The organism is Mesorhizobium helmanticense (assembly GCF_003034915.1).
GTDB lineage: Bacteria > Pseudomonadota > Alphaproteobacteria > Rhizobiales > Rhizobiaceae > Mesorhizobium > Mesorhizobium helmanticense.
Genome location: NZ_PZJX01000064.1, coordinates 25,279 through 38,201, shown reverse-complemented (window position 1 = coordinate 38,201; position 12,923 = coordinate 25,279). Strand labels below are relative to the sequence as shown.

The 12,923-nt window shown below is 58.8% G+C and carries 13 protein-coding genes and 2 pseudogenes; 9 read left to right on the top strand and 6 right to left on the bottom strand.

From position 1 onward, the window contains the following. Positions 1-16: 16 nt before the first annotated feature. The 3 genes and pseudogenes from C9427_RS31170 (at position 17) to C9427_RS31160 (ending at position 3,863) form a co-directional block, all read left to right on the top strand. Positions 17-1,903: a sensor histidine kinase gene (locus C9427_RS31170; protein ID WP_245437238.1), complete on the top strand. Its 1,887-nt coding sequence runs from the start codon at positions 17-19 to the stop codon at positions 1,901-1,903. Next, positions 1,900-3,267, top strand: coding sequence for a sigma-54-dependent transcriptional regulator (locus C9427_RS31165; protein WP_006333917.1), 1,368 nt, complete (start codon positions 1,900-1,902; stop codon positions 3,265-3,267). The genes C9427_RS31170 and C9427_RS31165 overlap by 4 nt, the downstream gene beginning before the upstream one ends. A 59-nt stretch (positions 3,268-3,326) precedes the next feature. Continuing rightward, positions 3,327-3,863 (top strand): annotated as a pseudogene (locus C9427_RS31160) (transposase family protein). Between the two features lie 223 nt (positions 3,864-4,086). On the opposite strand, the gene C9427_RS35030 reads toward C9427_RS31160, so the two are convergent. Further along, positions 4,087-4,356 (bottom strand): hypothetical protein, encoded by a 270-nt coding sequence (locus C9427_RS35030; protein ID WP_245437237.1) that lies wholly within the window; start codon positions 4,354-4,356, stop codon positions 4,087-4,089. Here C9427_RS35030 and C9427_RS35480 point away from each other — a divergent pair. Together C9427_RS35480 and C9427_RS31150 are read left to right on the top strand one after the other, a co-directional pair. Then, positions 4,247-4,561, top strand: a complete 315-nt coding sequence (locus C9427_RS35480; RefSeq protein ID WP_425351694.1) for a methionine adenosyltransferase domain-containing protein — start codon at positions 4,247-4,249, stop codon at positions 4,559-4,561. The two genes, C9427_RS35030 and C9427_RS35480, sit on opposite strands and share 110 nt — an antisense overlap. 132 nt (positions 4,562-4,693) lie before the next feature. Then, entirely contained in the window at positions 4,694-5,860 is a 1,167-nt protein-coding gene (locus C9427_RS31150; protein ID WP_107652872.1) for an NAD(P)/FAD-dependent oxidoreductase, read from the top strand. A gap of 66 nt (positions 5,861-5,926) precedes the next feature. Here the strand turns inward: C9427_RS31150 and C9427_RS31145 are convergent. Continuing rightward, positions 5,927-6,328 (bottom strand): annotated as a pseudogene (locus C9427_RS31145) (transposase family protein); the annotation flags it as partial. A 462-nt stretch (positions 6,329-6,790) separates the two neighbouring features. Between C9427_RS31145 and C9427_RS31135 the strand changes: the two are divergent. The 4 genes from C9427_RS31135 to C9427_RS31120 all read left to right on the top strand — a co-directional run bounded on the left by C9427_RS31135 (position 6,791) and on the right by C9427_RS31120 (position 10,885). Beyond that, positions 6,791-7,780, top strand: a complete 990-nt coding sequence (locus C9427_RS31135) for a nodulation protein NodZ (protein ID WP_107652848.1) — start codon at positions 6,791-6,793, stop codon at positions 7,778-7,780. A 141-nt stretch (positions 7,781-7,921) separates the two neighbouring features. Continuing rightward, positions 7,922-9,022, top strand: a complete 1,101-nt coding sequence (gmd, locus tag C9427_RS31130) for a GDP-mannose 4,6-dehydratase (RefSeq protein ID WP_107652847.1) — start codon at positions 7,922-7,924, stop codon at positions 9,020-9,022. Positions 9,023-9,094: 72 nt separating this feature from the next. Next, on the top strand, positions 9,095-10,063 hold the full coding sequence (locus C9427_RS31125; RefSeq protein WP_107652846.1) for a GDP-L-fucose synthase family protein: 969 nt from the start codon (positions 9,095-9,097) through the stop codon (positions 10,061-10,063). 600 nt (positions 10,064-10,663) lie between these two features. Beyond that, on the top strand, positions 10,664-10,885 hold the full coding sequence (locus C9427_RS31120; protein ID WP_107652845.1) for a hypothetical protein: 222 nt from the start codon (positions 10,664-10,666) through the stop codon (positions 10,883-10,885). A gap of 235 nt (positions 10,886-11,120) precedes the next feature. On the opposite strand, the gene C9427_RS31115 is transcribed toward C9427_RS31120, so the two are convergent. The 4 genes from C9427_RS31115 to C9427_RS31100 all read right to left on the bottom strand — a co-directional run bounded on the left by C9427_RS31115 (position 11,121) and on the right by C9427_RS31100 (position 12,894). After that, entirely contained in the window at positions 11,121-12,032 is a 912-nt protein-coding gene (locus C9427_RS31115; RefSeq protein ID WP_107652844.1) for an SIR2 family NAD-dependent protein deacylase, read from the bottom strand. A 41-nt stretch (positions 12,033-12,073) separates the two neighbouring features. Further along, positions 12,074-12,286, bottom strand: a complete 213-nt coding sequence (gene nifT / locus C9427_RS31110; protein WP_107652843.1) for a putative nitrogen fixation protein NifT — start codon at positions 12,284-12,286, stop codon at positions 12,074-12,076. Further along, positions 12,283-12,609 (bottom strand): nitrogen fixation protein NifZ, encoded by a 327-nt coding sequence (locus tag C9427_RS31105; protein ID WP_107652842.1) that lies wholly within the window; start codon positions 12,607-12,609, stop codon positions 12,283-12,285. Before C9427_RS31105 ends, nifT begins: the two co-directional genes overlap by 4 nt. A gap of 90 nt (positions 12,610-12,699) precedes the next feature. Next, a complete protein-coding gene (locus C9427_RS31100; protein ID WP_010913566.1) occupies positions 12,700-12,894 on the bottom strand; it encodes a 4Fe-4S binding protein in 195 nt (64 codons plus the stop codon). Positions 12,895-12,923 lie beyond the last annotated feature (29 nt).

Sequence of the window (12,923 nt, the reverse complement as noted above, 5' to 3'; positions counted from 1 at the left end):
GCACTATGGTTCGTCAATGATCGGTTTGAAGAATGCGATGGCAGAAGAAGAAGACATGGGCGCCTTCCAGCGCGCGCCATTGGTCTTCCCTGGTAGATCCGGCGGTCGATCTCTCTGGCTTGTGGTTTTGCTTGCAATTCTTGGTGCGGCGCTCTGTTTCGTCGTCTTTGCAACGGGACGCATCGCCGGCACCAGAGCAGAGTATGCCCTACGCGACCGTGCTCTTGCCGCGTTCCCGCTTGCGGCCGACAGTTTGAAAGGAGAGATCGAGAAGCAGCGAATGATTCCGCTGGTTCTGGCACGCGACGGTGCCGTTCAGGAGATGCTTCGCAGTCCGAGCACTGCCAACGAAGCCGCGCTTGATGAGAAGCTTCGCGCCATCGCGCGCGACGCCGGCTCTTCTATACTCTACATCATAAATCCTGAGGGCGTAGCGGTTGCTGCGAGCAACGCCGGCGAGCCGACCAGTTTCGTCGGCAGCGATTACCGCTTTCGCCACTACTTCACCGAGGCGATCGCGGATGGCGCGGCTATGCAATATGCGCTCGGCACGGTTAGCGCACGGCCGGGGCTCTATCTGTCGAGCCGGGTCGATGGGCCGGAGGGGCCGCTCGGTGTGGTTGTGGTGAAGATGGAGCTCGATCGCGTCGAGTCGCGCTGGCTGGAGAGCGGCTTCGTGGTCTTCACGACCGATGAGCGAGGCGTGGTTCTTGCCACGAGCGTGCCCCAATGGCGTTTTGGCGCTCTCTCACCGCTTTCCGCAAAGGAGAAGCAAACCGCTCGCGATCGTCTGCAGCTACCGGGCGCGACTTTCGAGCCGGTGCCGCTTTCCCGCCGCGGCGACAACCTGGTCACCGCAACTCCTGAGAGTCGATCAGCCGGTTTCGTTGCGGTTTCGCAGGATCTCGGCAAAGCAGTTCCGGGCTGGCGCATGTCGTTGCTCATCCCCGCCGACACCGAGATCTCCTCGGCGGTCATGACAGCCCGCGTGACAACGCTGCTGGCCCTCGTTCTCGTTGGATTCGTCGCTTTCATCATTGTTCGACGGCGGCGGGCGGCCCGGCAGCGGCAAGAAGTGCTTGTGTTGCTGAATGCGGAACTGGAGCATCGCGTCGAACTGCGCACCGCGGAGCTCCAGCGCTCGAACGAAGCGCTCGCCGGTGAGATCGCCGAGCGAGAGAACGCTGTGGCAAGAGTGCGCCGCCTGCGCGACGAACTCGCCCAGGCGAACCGCTTGTCAATCCTGGGACAGATAACGGCCGGGGTCGCCCACGAGATCAACCAGCCGGTCGCCGCAATCCGCACCTATGCTGAAAATGCCGCGCGTCTTCTAGGGATCGGCCGGTCGCAAGACACCGCCGAGAATCTGACCTCGATCGTCGCCATGACCGGCAGGATCGGCACGATCACTGAAACGCTAAGGTCCTTTTCCCGCCGCGCCAGCGGATCGATGGGACCGATACTGGCGGACGACGCGATCGACGGCGCTCTGTCGCTTCTTTCAGGCCGAATTCGCGATTCCGGGGTGACGATTGAACGGAAGCGGATCGATCCGTCTCCAATTGTCATGGCAAGCCGCATGCGACTGGAGCAGATACTCGTCAACCTTCTCCAGAACGCGCTTGACGCTCTGAAGGATCAACCGGAGCCCCGCGTCGAGATAGCGCTCGCCGAAAACGGGGAAATGGTCGCTATTTCCCTTCGGGACAACGGCCCCGGCCTTGCCCCCGACATTCGCAGGAGCCTCTTCATGCCGTTCGTTACTAACAAGGAAAAGGGTCTCGGTCTTGGCCTGGTCATTTCGCAAGAGATCGCACGTGAGCTCGGCGGCTCGTTGCGGCATGATGATGCCGGCCACGGGAGAGGGACTTCCTTCACGGTCGAGCTGAGGCGAGCGGCATGAGTGCTGAATCAGGACCGGTCATTTTTATCGACGATGACGAGGATGTGCTTCGCGCAGCCACGCAGATGCTGAAGCTTGCCTCGTTCTCACCGAGCGTGTTCGGTTCGGCCGAGGCCGCACTCGCCAGAATCGACGGGAACTTCGATGGCCCTGTCGTGAGTGACATCCGTATGCCCGGGCTGAACGGACTTCAGCTCTTCGAGCGAGTGAAGGCGATCGACCCGGAAATTCCGGTTGTCCTGATCACCGGGCATGCCGACGTCGAGCTGGCCGTTGCCGCCATCAAGGATGGCGCCTACGATTTCATCTCGAAGCCATATGCGAACGACCGGCTTCTCGTGACGCTGCATCGCGCTTCGGAAAAACGGCGCCTGGTCCTGGAAAACAGACGTCTTAGAGATGCGGTTGTCCGATCTGCGGGCGATATCCCGCTGATCGGGGAGGCACCGACCATGATTCGATTGCGCGAAACTCTCCGCCAGATCGCCGATACCGATGTGGATGTCCTTGTGGAAGGCGAGACGGGCACGGGCAAGGAGGTGGTCGCGGATCTGCTTCACCGCTGGAGCAGACGACGCACGAAGCCCTTCGTTGCCCTGAATTGTGGAGCGCTGCCCGAAAGCGTCATCGATAGCGAACTTTTCGGGCACGAGGCAGGCGCCTTTACTGGCGCGCAGAGGCGCAGGACCGGTCGCATCGAGCATTCGAACGGAGGGACGCTCTTCCTCGACGAAATCGAGTCGATGCCGCCAGCACTCCAGGTGAAGCTTCTGAGGGTGCTTGAGACCCGGCAGATCACGCCGCTTGGCACGAACGAAACCCGCAGCATCGACCTTCGTGTCGTGTCGGCTACCAAGGCCGATCTCGGCGATCCGGCCGCCCGCGGAGATTTCCGGGAAGACCTTTATTTCCGGCTGAATGTGGTGACGCTCCGCATCCCGCCGCTTCGCGAAAGGCGCGAAGACATCCCGATGCTCTTTGGGCATTTCCTGGAACGCGCCTCCAAACGCTTCAGCAGGCCAGTTCCGGACATAAGCGCTGGCGTGCGCGATCGCCTCGTGAGCCACAATTGGCCCGGCAATGTCCGTGAACTCGTGCATTTCGCCGATCGCGTTGCATTGGGACTTGAAAGGCTAGGCACGCCCATTGCATCAGGTCGAAAGGAACAAGCGGTATCAAGCCTCCCCTTGTCCGAGAAGGTCAGCCTTTATGAGGCGACTGTCATCCGCGATGCCTTGCAGGAATGCGGCGGCGACGTGAGGCGCACGATCGAAGTCCTGGGAGTTCCCCGCAAGACCTTCTACGACAAGCTGAAACGACATGGGATAGACACGGCCGATTATCGAAAAACCGCCATTGGCTGAAGCCTTCTTGCTTGCATGTCGCGGAAAAGAAATTTCGCCATTCTCGTCCGACTCAAAGGATGCACTATGGGCTAGGTGAAGCGAGCCTGAGGTCGCTTTCGGAGCGCTATGGCATCAACCCCAAGACGGTCGCGAAGTGGAGAAGCGGAATTCGACCGCCGATCTGTCCACCGGCTCCAGGGAGTCGACAGTTCTGTCGAGGAAAACCGTTGTTGTGGCCTTCCGCCGCAACAAGGCTGCTGCCGCTCGACGATTGCCTCTACGCGTTGCAGCCGACGTCCCGCGTCTGACGCGCTCCCACCGCTGTCTGCAGGCAAGCATCGGCCGATTGCCAGATGTCGACGGCGACAGGCCGGCGAGAAGAGTCGAGAGAATGAACCGGACCATCAAGACGCAACCGTCAAGCGCTTCCACTACGACGATCGCGACCAACTGCGTCGGCATCTTGCCGACTTCGTTGCGGCCGACAATTTCGGCCGCAAGCTGAAGACCCTCAAGGGCCTCACGCCCCGCGAGTTCATCTGGAAGGCATGGGCTTCCCAGCCCGAGCGTTCACTTTCAATCCGCTCCAGCAAATGCCGGGACTAAACATTTAGCAAATGGCGGATGAGGTGCACGATGCAAGTTAGCACGTCGCCTGGGGAAAGGTGCGCCGATCGCCTCCCTCTTGGCCAACCAGTTCCAGCTTGCCGTCTTACCAGGCCCCCGCCAATCTCGTTACGTTGTTGTTTAGCGTTGCAACAGATCCTTCAAAGAAATTCATGGAATCGTTGCGAGCGCAAATCGCTGTCAATGGTACGCTCATCACAACTTTCGAGATCAGTGGCGGCAGAAATCTGGTGTCGTTTTATGTTCCGCCGCCAAACAGCATTTGCGAAGAGCGCGAAATGACAAAGCCAGCAGGACGAGGGTACCAGCCATGCGCACATCGATTACACCCAAGTCGCCCGCGATACGATACTCGATATTGGCTACGACGATGCCATCGGCTTTGATGGTCGAAATTGCGCCGTCGTTCTGGCTCTCACCGGGCGGTCGCCCGACATCAGCCAGGGCGTTGATGAAGGACGATGGCAGGATCTCGAGCAAGGGCGGGATCAGGGCCTCATGTTTGGATTCGCATGTTTTCGATCTCCGACCGAAAGGCATCATCAAGATGCTTGATCTCTTACGCCCGATATACCGCAAGACGGCGACATACGGACACTTCGGCCGTGAAGAGCCTGAGTTCACCTGGGAGAGGACGGACAGAGCCGACGACTTGCTGCGTGAGGCAGGACCGGCAGCTGCGTGAGCGCCGCTGGATCAAGCGCATGCGGCAAGCCTTTTCAACTCGCTAGGCCCGCGCCCGCCGCGGCACGCGCTTCGACATCATGCTGACGGCTGTATGATCGACACGGGCGGTTACCGGAAAGGCGACAAAAAAATGCGCTACGACATCGTCATCATCGGTGGAGCCATCGTCGGGTCCTCCATTGCCTATTATCTGCGCGAAGAAGGGTTTTCCGGCTCCATCGCGCTGATCGAGCGCGATCCGCAATTCGCGCATGCGGCAACGACGCTGTCCATGGCCTCGATCCGCCAGCAGTTTTCGATTCCTGAAAACATCCGCCTGTCGCAATTCGCGCTGAAGCTGTTCCGGCGGCTGAAGGAAGAATTCGGCACGGATGCCGATATCGGGTTCCGCGAGAGCGGCTATCTGATCCTCGCCGGAGAAGCCGGGCTACCGATCCTCAAGGCCAATCACGAGGCGCAGATCGCCGAGGGCGCCGACATCGTGCTCGAGGATGCCGAGCAGTTGACGCAGCGCTTCGCCTGGCTGTCGACCGAAGGCATTTCTGCCGGCGCCTATGGTCGGACCGGCGAAGGCTGGTTCGACGCGCATGCGATGCTGACGCTGTTCCGCAAGGCGCTGCGCGGCAAGAACGTGGACTTTGTGACCGCCTCGGTCATCGGCATCGAGCGGCAGGGCCACCGTGTCACCGGCGTCAGGCTCGACAATGGCGAGACGATCGAAGCCGGCACCGTCCTCAATGCCGCCGGGCCGAATGCCGGCAAGGTCGCCGCTCTCGCCGGGCTGGCGCTGCCGGTCGAGCCGCGCAAGCGCAATGTCTTCGTCTTCGAGGCGCGCGAAAAATATGCCGACATGCCGCTGCTGGTCGATCCCTCCGGCATCTATGTCAGGCCGGAAGGCTCGGTCTATCTCACCGGCGGCGCCGAGCCGGAAGAGGGCGACGGCTCGGCCGATCCCCAGGATCTCGAGGTCGACTGGCCGCTGTTCGAAGAGGTGATTTGGCCGGTGCTGGCGACCCGCATTCCGGCCTTCGAGGCCATCAAGCCTACCCGCGCCTGGGCCGGGCACTACGATTACAACACGCTCGACCAGAACGCGGTGATCGGGCCGCACCCCAAGGTGAAAAATTTCCTCTTCGCCAACGGATTTTCAGGCCACGGTCTGCAGCAGGCCCCGGCGGTCGGCAAGGCGCTGGCCGAGCTTCTCGTGCATGGCGGCTACCGCACGGTCGATTGCTCCGCGTTTGGGTACATCCGTGTCGCCGAAGGGCGGGCGTTTAGGGAATTGAATGTGATCTAGCAACAACGGCGCCGCGACGGTCTCCTTTGGTGCCGGCGGGCCAGAGGGGCGCGAAGGTTCGCGACAGGCGGTGCGCGGTACAAAGGCCTTGATGTTTAGCTTGCCCTGTTCGGTTGGGATCTCCGCAATATCAATGTGGAAGAAGCCGATGCTTGCGCTGCAGACATCGGTGCAATGAAGAGCGCGTCAGATGCGGGATCGTCGGCTGCAAGGCCGTAGAGGCAACCGTCCAGCGGCAGCAGTGTGTTGCGGCGGAAGGCCACAACAACGGTCCTCTTTTACGGCAGACAGAACCTTCGATCTCGGCTCCCTGGGGCCGGTGGGCAGATCGGCGGTCGAACTCCGCTCCTCCACTTCGCGACCGTCTTGGGGTTGATGGCATAGCGCTTCGAAAGCGAGCTCAGGCTCGCTTACAGCTCGACGCATCGCCTCTTTCTTCGTGGCGCTCCCATGCAGAACCTGGCCCAGTCGAAGCTTCGTGGCCGCGGCCCGCGCTCATTGCCGGCTCACTTAGGTCGATGCTGCGTGCTGTCACCGTGAGGTTCCGCTGGGGTTAGCGGTGCGTCGAGCACAGCGAGAGGGTTCACAGCCAACGCTCTGGAACCCATGTCACTAGCCATCCATGGCGTGGATGCGTTTCATCGAAACAGACGATTTTACCGATGTTACGGCACGATGCATAGAAAGAATTCAAGAATGTAGCAGCCTAAAGGAAAGTGGTTGATGTTTGCGTTGGCTCCGAAGAGCATTTTCTGGTCTGCGCGGAAGACCAGCCCAGGCGCGCGTCCATCGCGGCCAGGCACTTCCGCGACAGACGCGAGCTACATCGCATTGGCACAGCACGACATTCTTCCCCGAATTGCGCAGGCGCTTGCCTCAAACGCAGCAGCAAAGCTGAGGCTTGTGGTGATCTGGAGAGAGGCAATTTAGATGCTTGTTGATCGCTCAAGGAACGATCGGTTCGTTGTTTCTCGACGGCGCACGGGTCTCGGTGATTGCCTGTGGTCTCTCGCGTCGGCTTGGGACTACGCACATCGGACGGGACGAGCTTTAGCAATAGATTGGCGCGGCTCTTGTTACCTTGACAACCCGTTTGCGAATGCCTTTCCAGCTTTCTTCAAGCCAATTGAGGATATCGGTGGTGTACGGGTCATATGCGATGACCAGATCAACCACGTCTCATTCCCTGGTCCCTTCTTCCCGTCGTGGTGGAACAAGCCATCCATCGACTGCGTGTACCGTCCGGATGAACAGATTTTCCAAGAACGTGACGAGCTTAACGATCTTTTCCAGGCCCAAGATGATTGTGATGCCAACACGGTAGTGTGTGATGCTTGCTTGATGTGGCGCTGCGATGAAAAGGCCGAGCGAACCATATTTAGGAGCATCACACCGAGGGTCGAAATTGAGGATCGCATTGAAGCGCTCTACCAGGAACATTTTGACGGGCACAGCATAATTGGAGTCCATGTCCGCCACGGCAACGGCGAAGATATTATGGATCACGCACCTTACTGGGCTGATCCGAAGGTTGCCTTAGAGCAGGTATGCACTGCCATTCGTATGGCCAAGGCGCAACCGCATTCAAGACCTGTAAGGGTGTTCTTGTGTACAGACAGCGCCAAGGTTGTTGATCACCTGTCGGGCGTATTTCCCGAACTTTTCACCGTCCCAAAACGCTTCCAGGCGGATCAGGCCGGCCCCTTACACAGTGCAGCACTGGGCACCGACGGGGGGTTTTCCGCGCTCGTTGAGATGTATCTCCTCGGTCGATGCGACACTGTTATTCGCTTTCCTCCGACTAGCGCCTTCACCCGCTACGCCCGCCTCTTCGTGCCACGAATTGTCGAATTCGATTTGAATGACCCGCGTCGTTTGATCTTGATCGACAACACTTTCGAACGTTCCCCGGCTCCATGAAAGGCTGGCATCCCGACGAACTCTCCCTTGCCTTCGCGCAGAGGCCCCCGTTCGCCCTGCCCAATACGCCCCTTTCTCGCCACGCAATCCCGCCGCAGGCGAGCGTTTTCATGGGCGCGTCAAAATCAAAAGGATTCAAGCTTGTCAAAGAGAAAAGTAGCTTTAATCACCGGGGTTACGGGGCAAGACGGTTCCTACCTCGCAGAATTGCTTTTAGAAAAGGGCTATTCTGTGCATGGGATAAAGAGACGATCGTCTCTTTTTAATACGGGCCGTATAGACCATCTCTATCATGACCCTCATGAAAGTGGCGTTGATCTTACACTTCACCACGGGGACTTGACAGACTCGTCGAGCCTTACGCGCGTCATCCAACTGGTTCAGCCGGACGAAATTTACAATTTGGCAGCTCAGAGCCACGTTGCAGTCTCCTTTGAAGAACCAGAATACACCGCGAACTCCGATGCCTTGGGTGCGCTGCGTATCCTCGAGGCAATTCGGATCCTGGGGCTCGTCAAGCATACGCGCTACTACCAAGCCTCGACGTCTGAGCTCTACGGGCTGGTGCGGGAAACGCCACAGACCGAGACGACACCGTTCTACCCCCGGTCCCCCTACGCTGTTGCCAAATTGTATGCTCACTGGATCACCGTAAATTATCGAGAATCTTACAATTTGTATGCATGTAACGGCATTTTATTTAATCATGAGTCACCTGCGCGCGGAGAAACATTTGTAACTCGCAAAATCACGCGCGCCTTGACTCGGATTAAGCTTGGAATGCAGCGCACTCTATTCCTGGGCAACCTTAATGCGCGTCGCGATTGGGGGCACGCTCGAGACTACGTCCAGATGCAGTGGTTGATGCTGCAGCAGCAGCAACCTGAAGACTTTGTGATCGCTAGCGGTGAGCAACATTCGGTGCGCGAATTCGTCACCGTCGCGGCCGCTGAACTCGGCATCGATGTTCGTTGGGTGGGGGAAGGGGTCGACGAAGAGGGATACGATGCAAAGACGGGAGCTCTGATCGTAAAAGTAGATCCCCGTTATTTTCGTCCTGCAGAAGTCGAGACACTTCTCGGCGATGCCCGCAAGGCGAAAGAAAAACTTGGGTGGGAGCCCAAAATCTCCTTCATCGAATTGGTTAGGGAGATGGTTCGGGAAGATTTGCGCATGGCAGAGCGTGACGCAGTGCTGATGAAGCAGGGTTATTATTCACACAGTCCACGAGAGTTATGCTGACAACGGCGGCGCCATGCTGGGTTGTTGTCAGTGCTATGGTGGCCTTCTTAAGGAGCGCCCAGAGCGTTAACAATGGAAAACAAAAAGATGAAGAAAGTCTATGTGGCAGGCCATCGCGGCCTTGTTGGATCCGCCACAATGAGAGCCCTCGAGGCGTTAGGATCCTATGAGATAATAACACGTACTCACGACGAACTGGATCTATTTGACCGGAGCGAGACGCGCAGGTTCTTCATGTCGCAGCGGCCAGATTACGTCGTTATGTGCGCCGCAAAGGTTGGTGGTATACTGGCGAACGCTAGCTCCCCTGTCGATTTCCTTCATAACAACCTCGCGATTCAAGTCAGTGTTTTTGATGCCGCTTACGCTTCCGGCGTCGAACGGATGATTTTTCTTGGCTCCTCGTGTATCTATCCACGCGACTGTCCGCAGCCGATACGGGAGGAATACCTTCTCACCGGTCCGCTTGAAGCGACGAATCGTCCCTACGCTTTGGCAAAAATCGCAGGTGTCGAATCGTGCTGGTCTTTCAACCGGCAGTACAAGGCGCGCTATCTCGCGTTGATGCCGACCAATTTATATGGTCCCGGCGATAATTATCACCCCGAAAATTGTCACGTTCTGCCTGCTCTGATACGCCGCTTTCATCAAGCTAAAATGAACGGCGACTCCTCTGTGGGGGTCTGGGGATCCGGAAATCCTCGGCGAGAGTTTATGTATTCGTCGGATGTAGGCGATGCCGTTGCGTTCCTGCTTGGCCTGCCAGATTCGGATTTTGACGCCTTGACAGCCCCCGACACTGCGCCCCTGATTAATGTTGGCGTTGGTGAGGACGTCACAATTCGCGAGGTGGCGGAACTCGTCAAGGCGGCGGTCTGCTGGGAGGGCAATTTGGTGTTCGACACGACGAAGCCAGACGGTACTCCGCGCAAGCTACTGGACGTAACGCGCTTGCGTAACCTTGGCTGGAAAGCCAAAACGTCTCTTGGTGCCGGGTTGCAAGCGACGTATGAGGATTTTCTTCGCCTACATGCGGCTTGATGTGGAAGCGCGCATCCAGGTTGGACTGCACGTCCGACCGGGTGCAAGCTCGCCCAGTCCGGCCAAACAGATGAGAGGGACGCATACATCTCGAGGCGGCCGCAATAGTGGCCTGTGCTGACTTTGCAGACCGGACCTCTCTGCGACCGGCGATGCAGAGGATCACCCAGAAGCTTGCCCAAGCCAAATGGGAAGGGGAAGGCCGCATAACCGGCCGCACCTGGAACGGCTGTGCGTGAGCGCCGTCAACTCAAGCCGCCAGTTGGAACTGCTCGACCTCGCGGGAGCCGCTGCTTACGAAGCTGGCATCGACAGGAAAGCCAACCATGCCCGCATCATGCCTCGAGGCAGGCCTTATCCAAGGCGGTGCATGCGGAAATGGCGGGCGTCGACGTATGCTTTTCAACTCGCGCTTAGCCGCAGGCGGGATCGTGTCTCCCTGCGTGGTGGAGCTGGCGGCATTGGTCGCCGTGCTCTCCGGCATGGGCCGGGCTGATCGGATTGGTTCAGTCTGCGTTGTTAGCGCCGAACTCACTCGCCTCAAGGTCATGGCGCCACAAGCGCGGATTCGCGGCGCCGTGGTGCGGGCGTTTACAACTCATGCAGCAGCGGGTCTCGTTGATGGCGAAGCGGGCTGCCCTGAACCAATCGCTCGCGTCTGCGGCGCGCCAAGCTGTCGCGCAACGCGATCATCCTGACACTCTGGGATGGCAGTGGCAGGTGACCGCCTATGCGGTGAGCACGCTTGGCCTTAGCTCGATTGGCATCGACCCCAACCGGCCCTGGTCATCGCGCCGTGCCACAGCTTTTACCGCCAAGTGAAGCCGATCAGCTGCGACCGCTCGCCGCGACAACCCTGGCGCCAGACTATGCTCTGCTCGGCTGGTTCGAGCCCGTCGCCGCTGTGTTCATCCGCAGCATCGAATGCCATATCCGCTGCAGCCTCGAATGAAATAACCGTCGTAGCTTTTCAGAGTGCCTCTCGGAGTTGTTGAAAAACCCGGAAGTCAATTGCCCGTTTTACCTTTTCGGCAATGTTGAGGCGTCTGAGAATGGCTCAAACGATACCCCGTTTGGCTTCATGCAATGTCTCGCCCAGTCCGACGAGACGGGCTGCGGCCTGACCCGTCGGCATGTCAATGACCGTGATTGCGCTTGCCGCAAGGAAACGACGCTCGTTCTTGGTCAGCGTCGCTGTATCGATTGCCGCAAAATGTGGGCCATTGGAGCGCTTCATGATCTGTCGGGCATAGGTGCGCAGCATCTGATCGTTGAAGCGGCAGCCGATGAAGAAAAGACCACGGCTAGCTCGCCGTTCCTTCACCAGGTCAGGGATCGGCGTCTGGATGTCGATTTCGCTCAGCACTTCAACGTAGTCGGAATCTGCGACGAGGAAGTTTGCGGCCGGCCTGGCACCGCCGTGAGGGGCGTAGAGAACCGTCTTCGCCGCTGGTGCGGATTCGAGTAATATCCCGGACAAATCGTAGGCTTTCGTCCAAATGTCACCGATCTCGTGCGCCCGTGTTACGCCCTGTATTTCGACGACGTCCGTTCGGCGGGTCTGTATTAGAGCCGCGCGCATGGCACCGTCGTACCAGCTGTCGACGATCACGGAGAGCGGCAGCGTTGCAAGCCAGGCATGCAAGATGGTCGGCACCACCGGGGCCGCGAATATTTCGGCCATCCAAACTTGAAGCGTCCGGCGGTGCCGGCGCTGTTCGATATACTGCGCTACCGACCACATGTTGGTGCGAATCTTCGAAGAGGCTGGCGTGCGCTTGTTGAGCGCTGCGGCAACGGCTTCGGGGGTATGCGGTACGGGCGGTCCCGCGGAGCGGATCTCAAGCAGACCCGGGCCGAGATAGGGAATGACCTGATCGGCCGCGAGCGCTTTCTTCAAAAGGTCAAGCTGCCTTTCGGCAAAACTGTCCCGAATGACGACGAGATGGCCCGAGGTCATTGTGTTCATGCTCGTATCCCTTTGCCGCTCTCTTTGTGTAAACCCGAAGGTCAGTCCTCGTCGGAAATCTTCCTTGCTTCGACGGTAATCGGCAAAGGCGTGTCCCACGGAAGGTCGGGCAGCTCTAACCGCCAGCCGTTCTTCAGCGTCACAGCCCCGCCCCATAAGTGTTCGTTGTCAACCTTGATGATCGGCTCTTCGAGATCCTTTTTGGGAATATATGCCGATAAGCCAGCACCGGTCCTGCGGATCATTACCCTCATCGGGCCGTTCCTTTGTTAAAGCCACCACCGATTTCGGCACTGGAAGGAGTCCGGGCCGTCTCAAGGCTCATGAGTTCACGCGCACGCATGCCGACGACGGTGCCGCGATCGACCCATTCGACCGCATAGATGTAGAACTGCTGGAGAAAGGTGCCGATGTCGCGCACATAGCCCTCGTCGCCTTTGCGCACCAGATTTTCACCGATCTCCTTGCCCGGATAGGTGCCGTCATTTTTTATGTGGCGTGTGGCGCGGACCCGCTCACCCGGCATGAATCGCGGGGGTGTACGGATTTCGATGTCCTGTTCGCGTCCGAGGCTCATGGCCGTTCCTTTCTCTCGGCTGCAGCTTTCCAACAGGAGGTCAATGGTCCTGCGGAGGCGCCTCGACCGTGTCGGTAGCCGAAATGGAGGTCAGGCGGGGACGCAAGTCTTCGACACCGGACATACCGAGGCGCATTGCTGCGTTTCGAAGGTCCCCTCGCATTCGGTGCACTTTTTCGGATCGATCACGTAGGTCTCGCCCTTGAACTTAATCGCGCCCGAAGGGCATTCAAACTCACAGGCACCGCACTGGGTGCATTGGGAAGCGATGATCTTAAAGGCCATTTTCAACTCCGGTTCGGTTAGAATGAGGC

Coding starts and splice junctions, on each gene's coding strand:
- C9427_RS31170 (WP_245437238.1), top strand. CDS start 17: ATGATCGGTTTGAAGAATGCGATGGCAGAAGAAGAAGACATGGGCGCC.
- C9427_RS31165 (WP_006333917.1), top strand. CDS start 1,900: ATGAGTGCTGAATCAGGACCGGTCATTTTTATCGACGATGACGAGGAT.
- C9427_RS35480 (WP_425351694.1), top strand. CDS start 4,247: ATGCCATCGGCTTTGATGGTCGAAATTGCGCCGTCGTTCTGGCTCTCA.
- C9427_RS31150 (WP_107652872.1), top strand. CDS start 4,694: ATGCGCTACGACATCGTCATCATCGGTGGAGCCATCGTCGGGTCCTCC.
- C9427_RS31135 (WP_107652848.1), top strand. CDS start 6,791: ATGCTTGTTGATCGCTCAAGGAACGATCGGTTCGTTGTTTCTCGACGG.
- C9427_RS31125 (WP_107652846.1), top strand. CDS start 9,095: ATGGAAAACAAAAAGATGAAGAAAGTCTATGTGGCAGGCCATCGCGGC.
- C9427_RS31120 (WP_107652845.1), top strand. CDS start 10,664: ATGCAGCAGCGGGTCTCGTTGATGGCGAAGCGGGCTGCCCTGAACCAA.
- C9427_RS31115 (WP_107652844.1), bottom strand. CDS start 12,032: ATGAACACAATGACCTCGGGCCATCTCGTCGTCATTCGGGACAGTTTT.
- nifT (WP_107652843.1), bottom strand. CDS start 12,286: ATGAGGGTAATGATCCGCAGGACCGGTGCTGGCTTATCGGCATATATT.
- C9427_RS31105 (WP_107652842.1), bottom strand. CDS start 12,609: ATGAGCCTCGGACGCGAACAGGACATCGAAATCCGTACACCCCCGCGA.
- C9427_RS31100 (WP_010913566.1), bottom strand. CDS start 12,894: ATGGCCTTTAAGATCATCGCTTCCCAATGCACCCAGTGCGGTGCCTGT.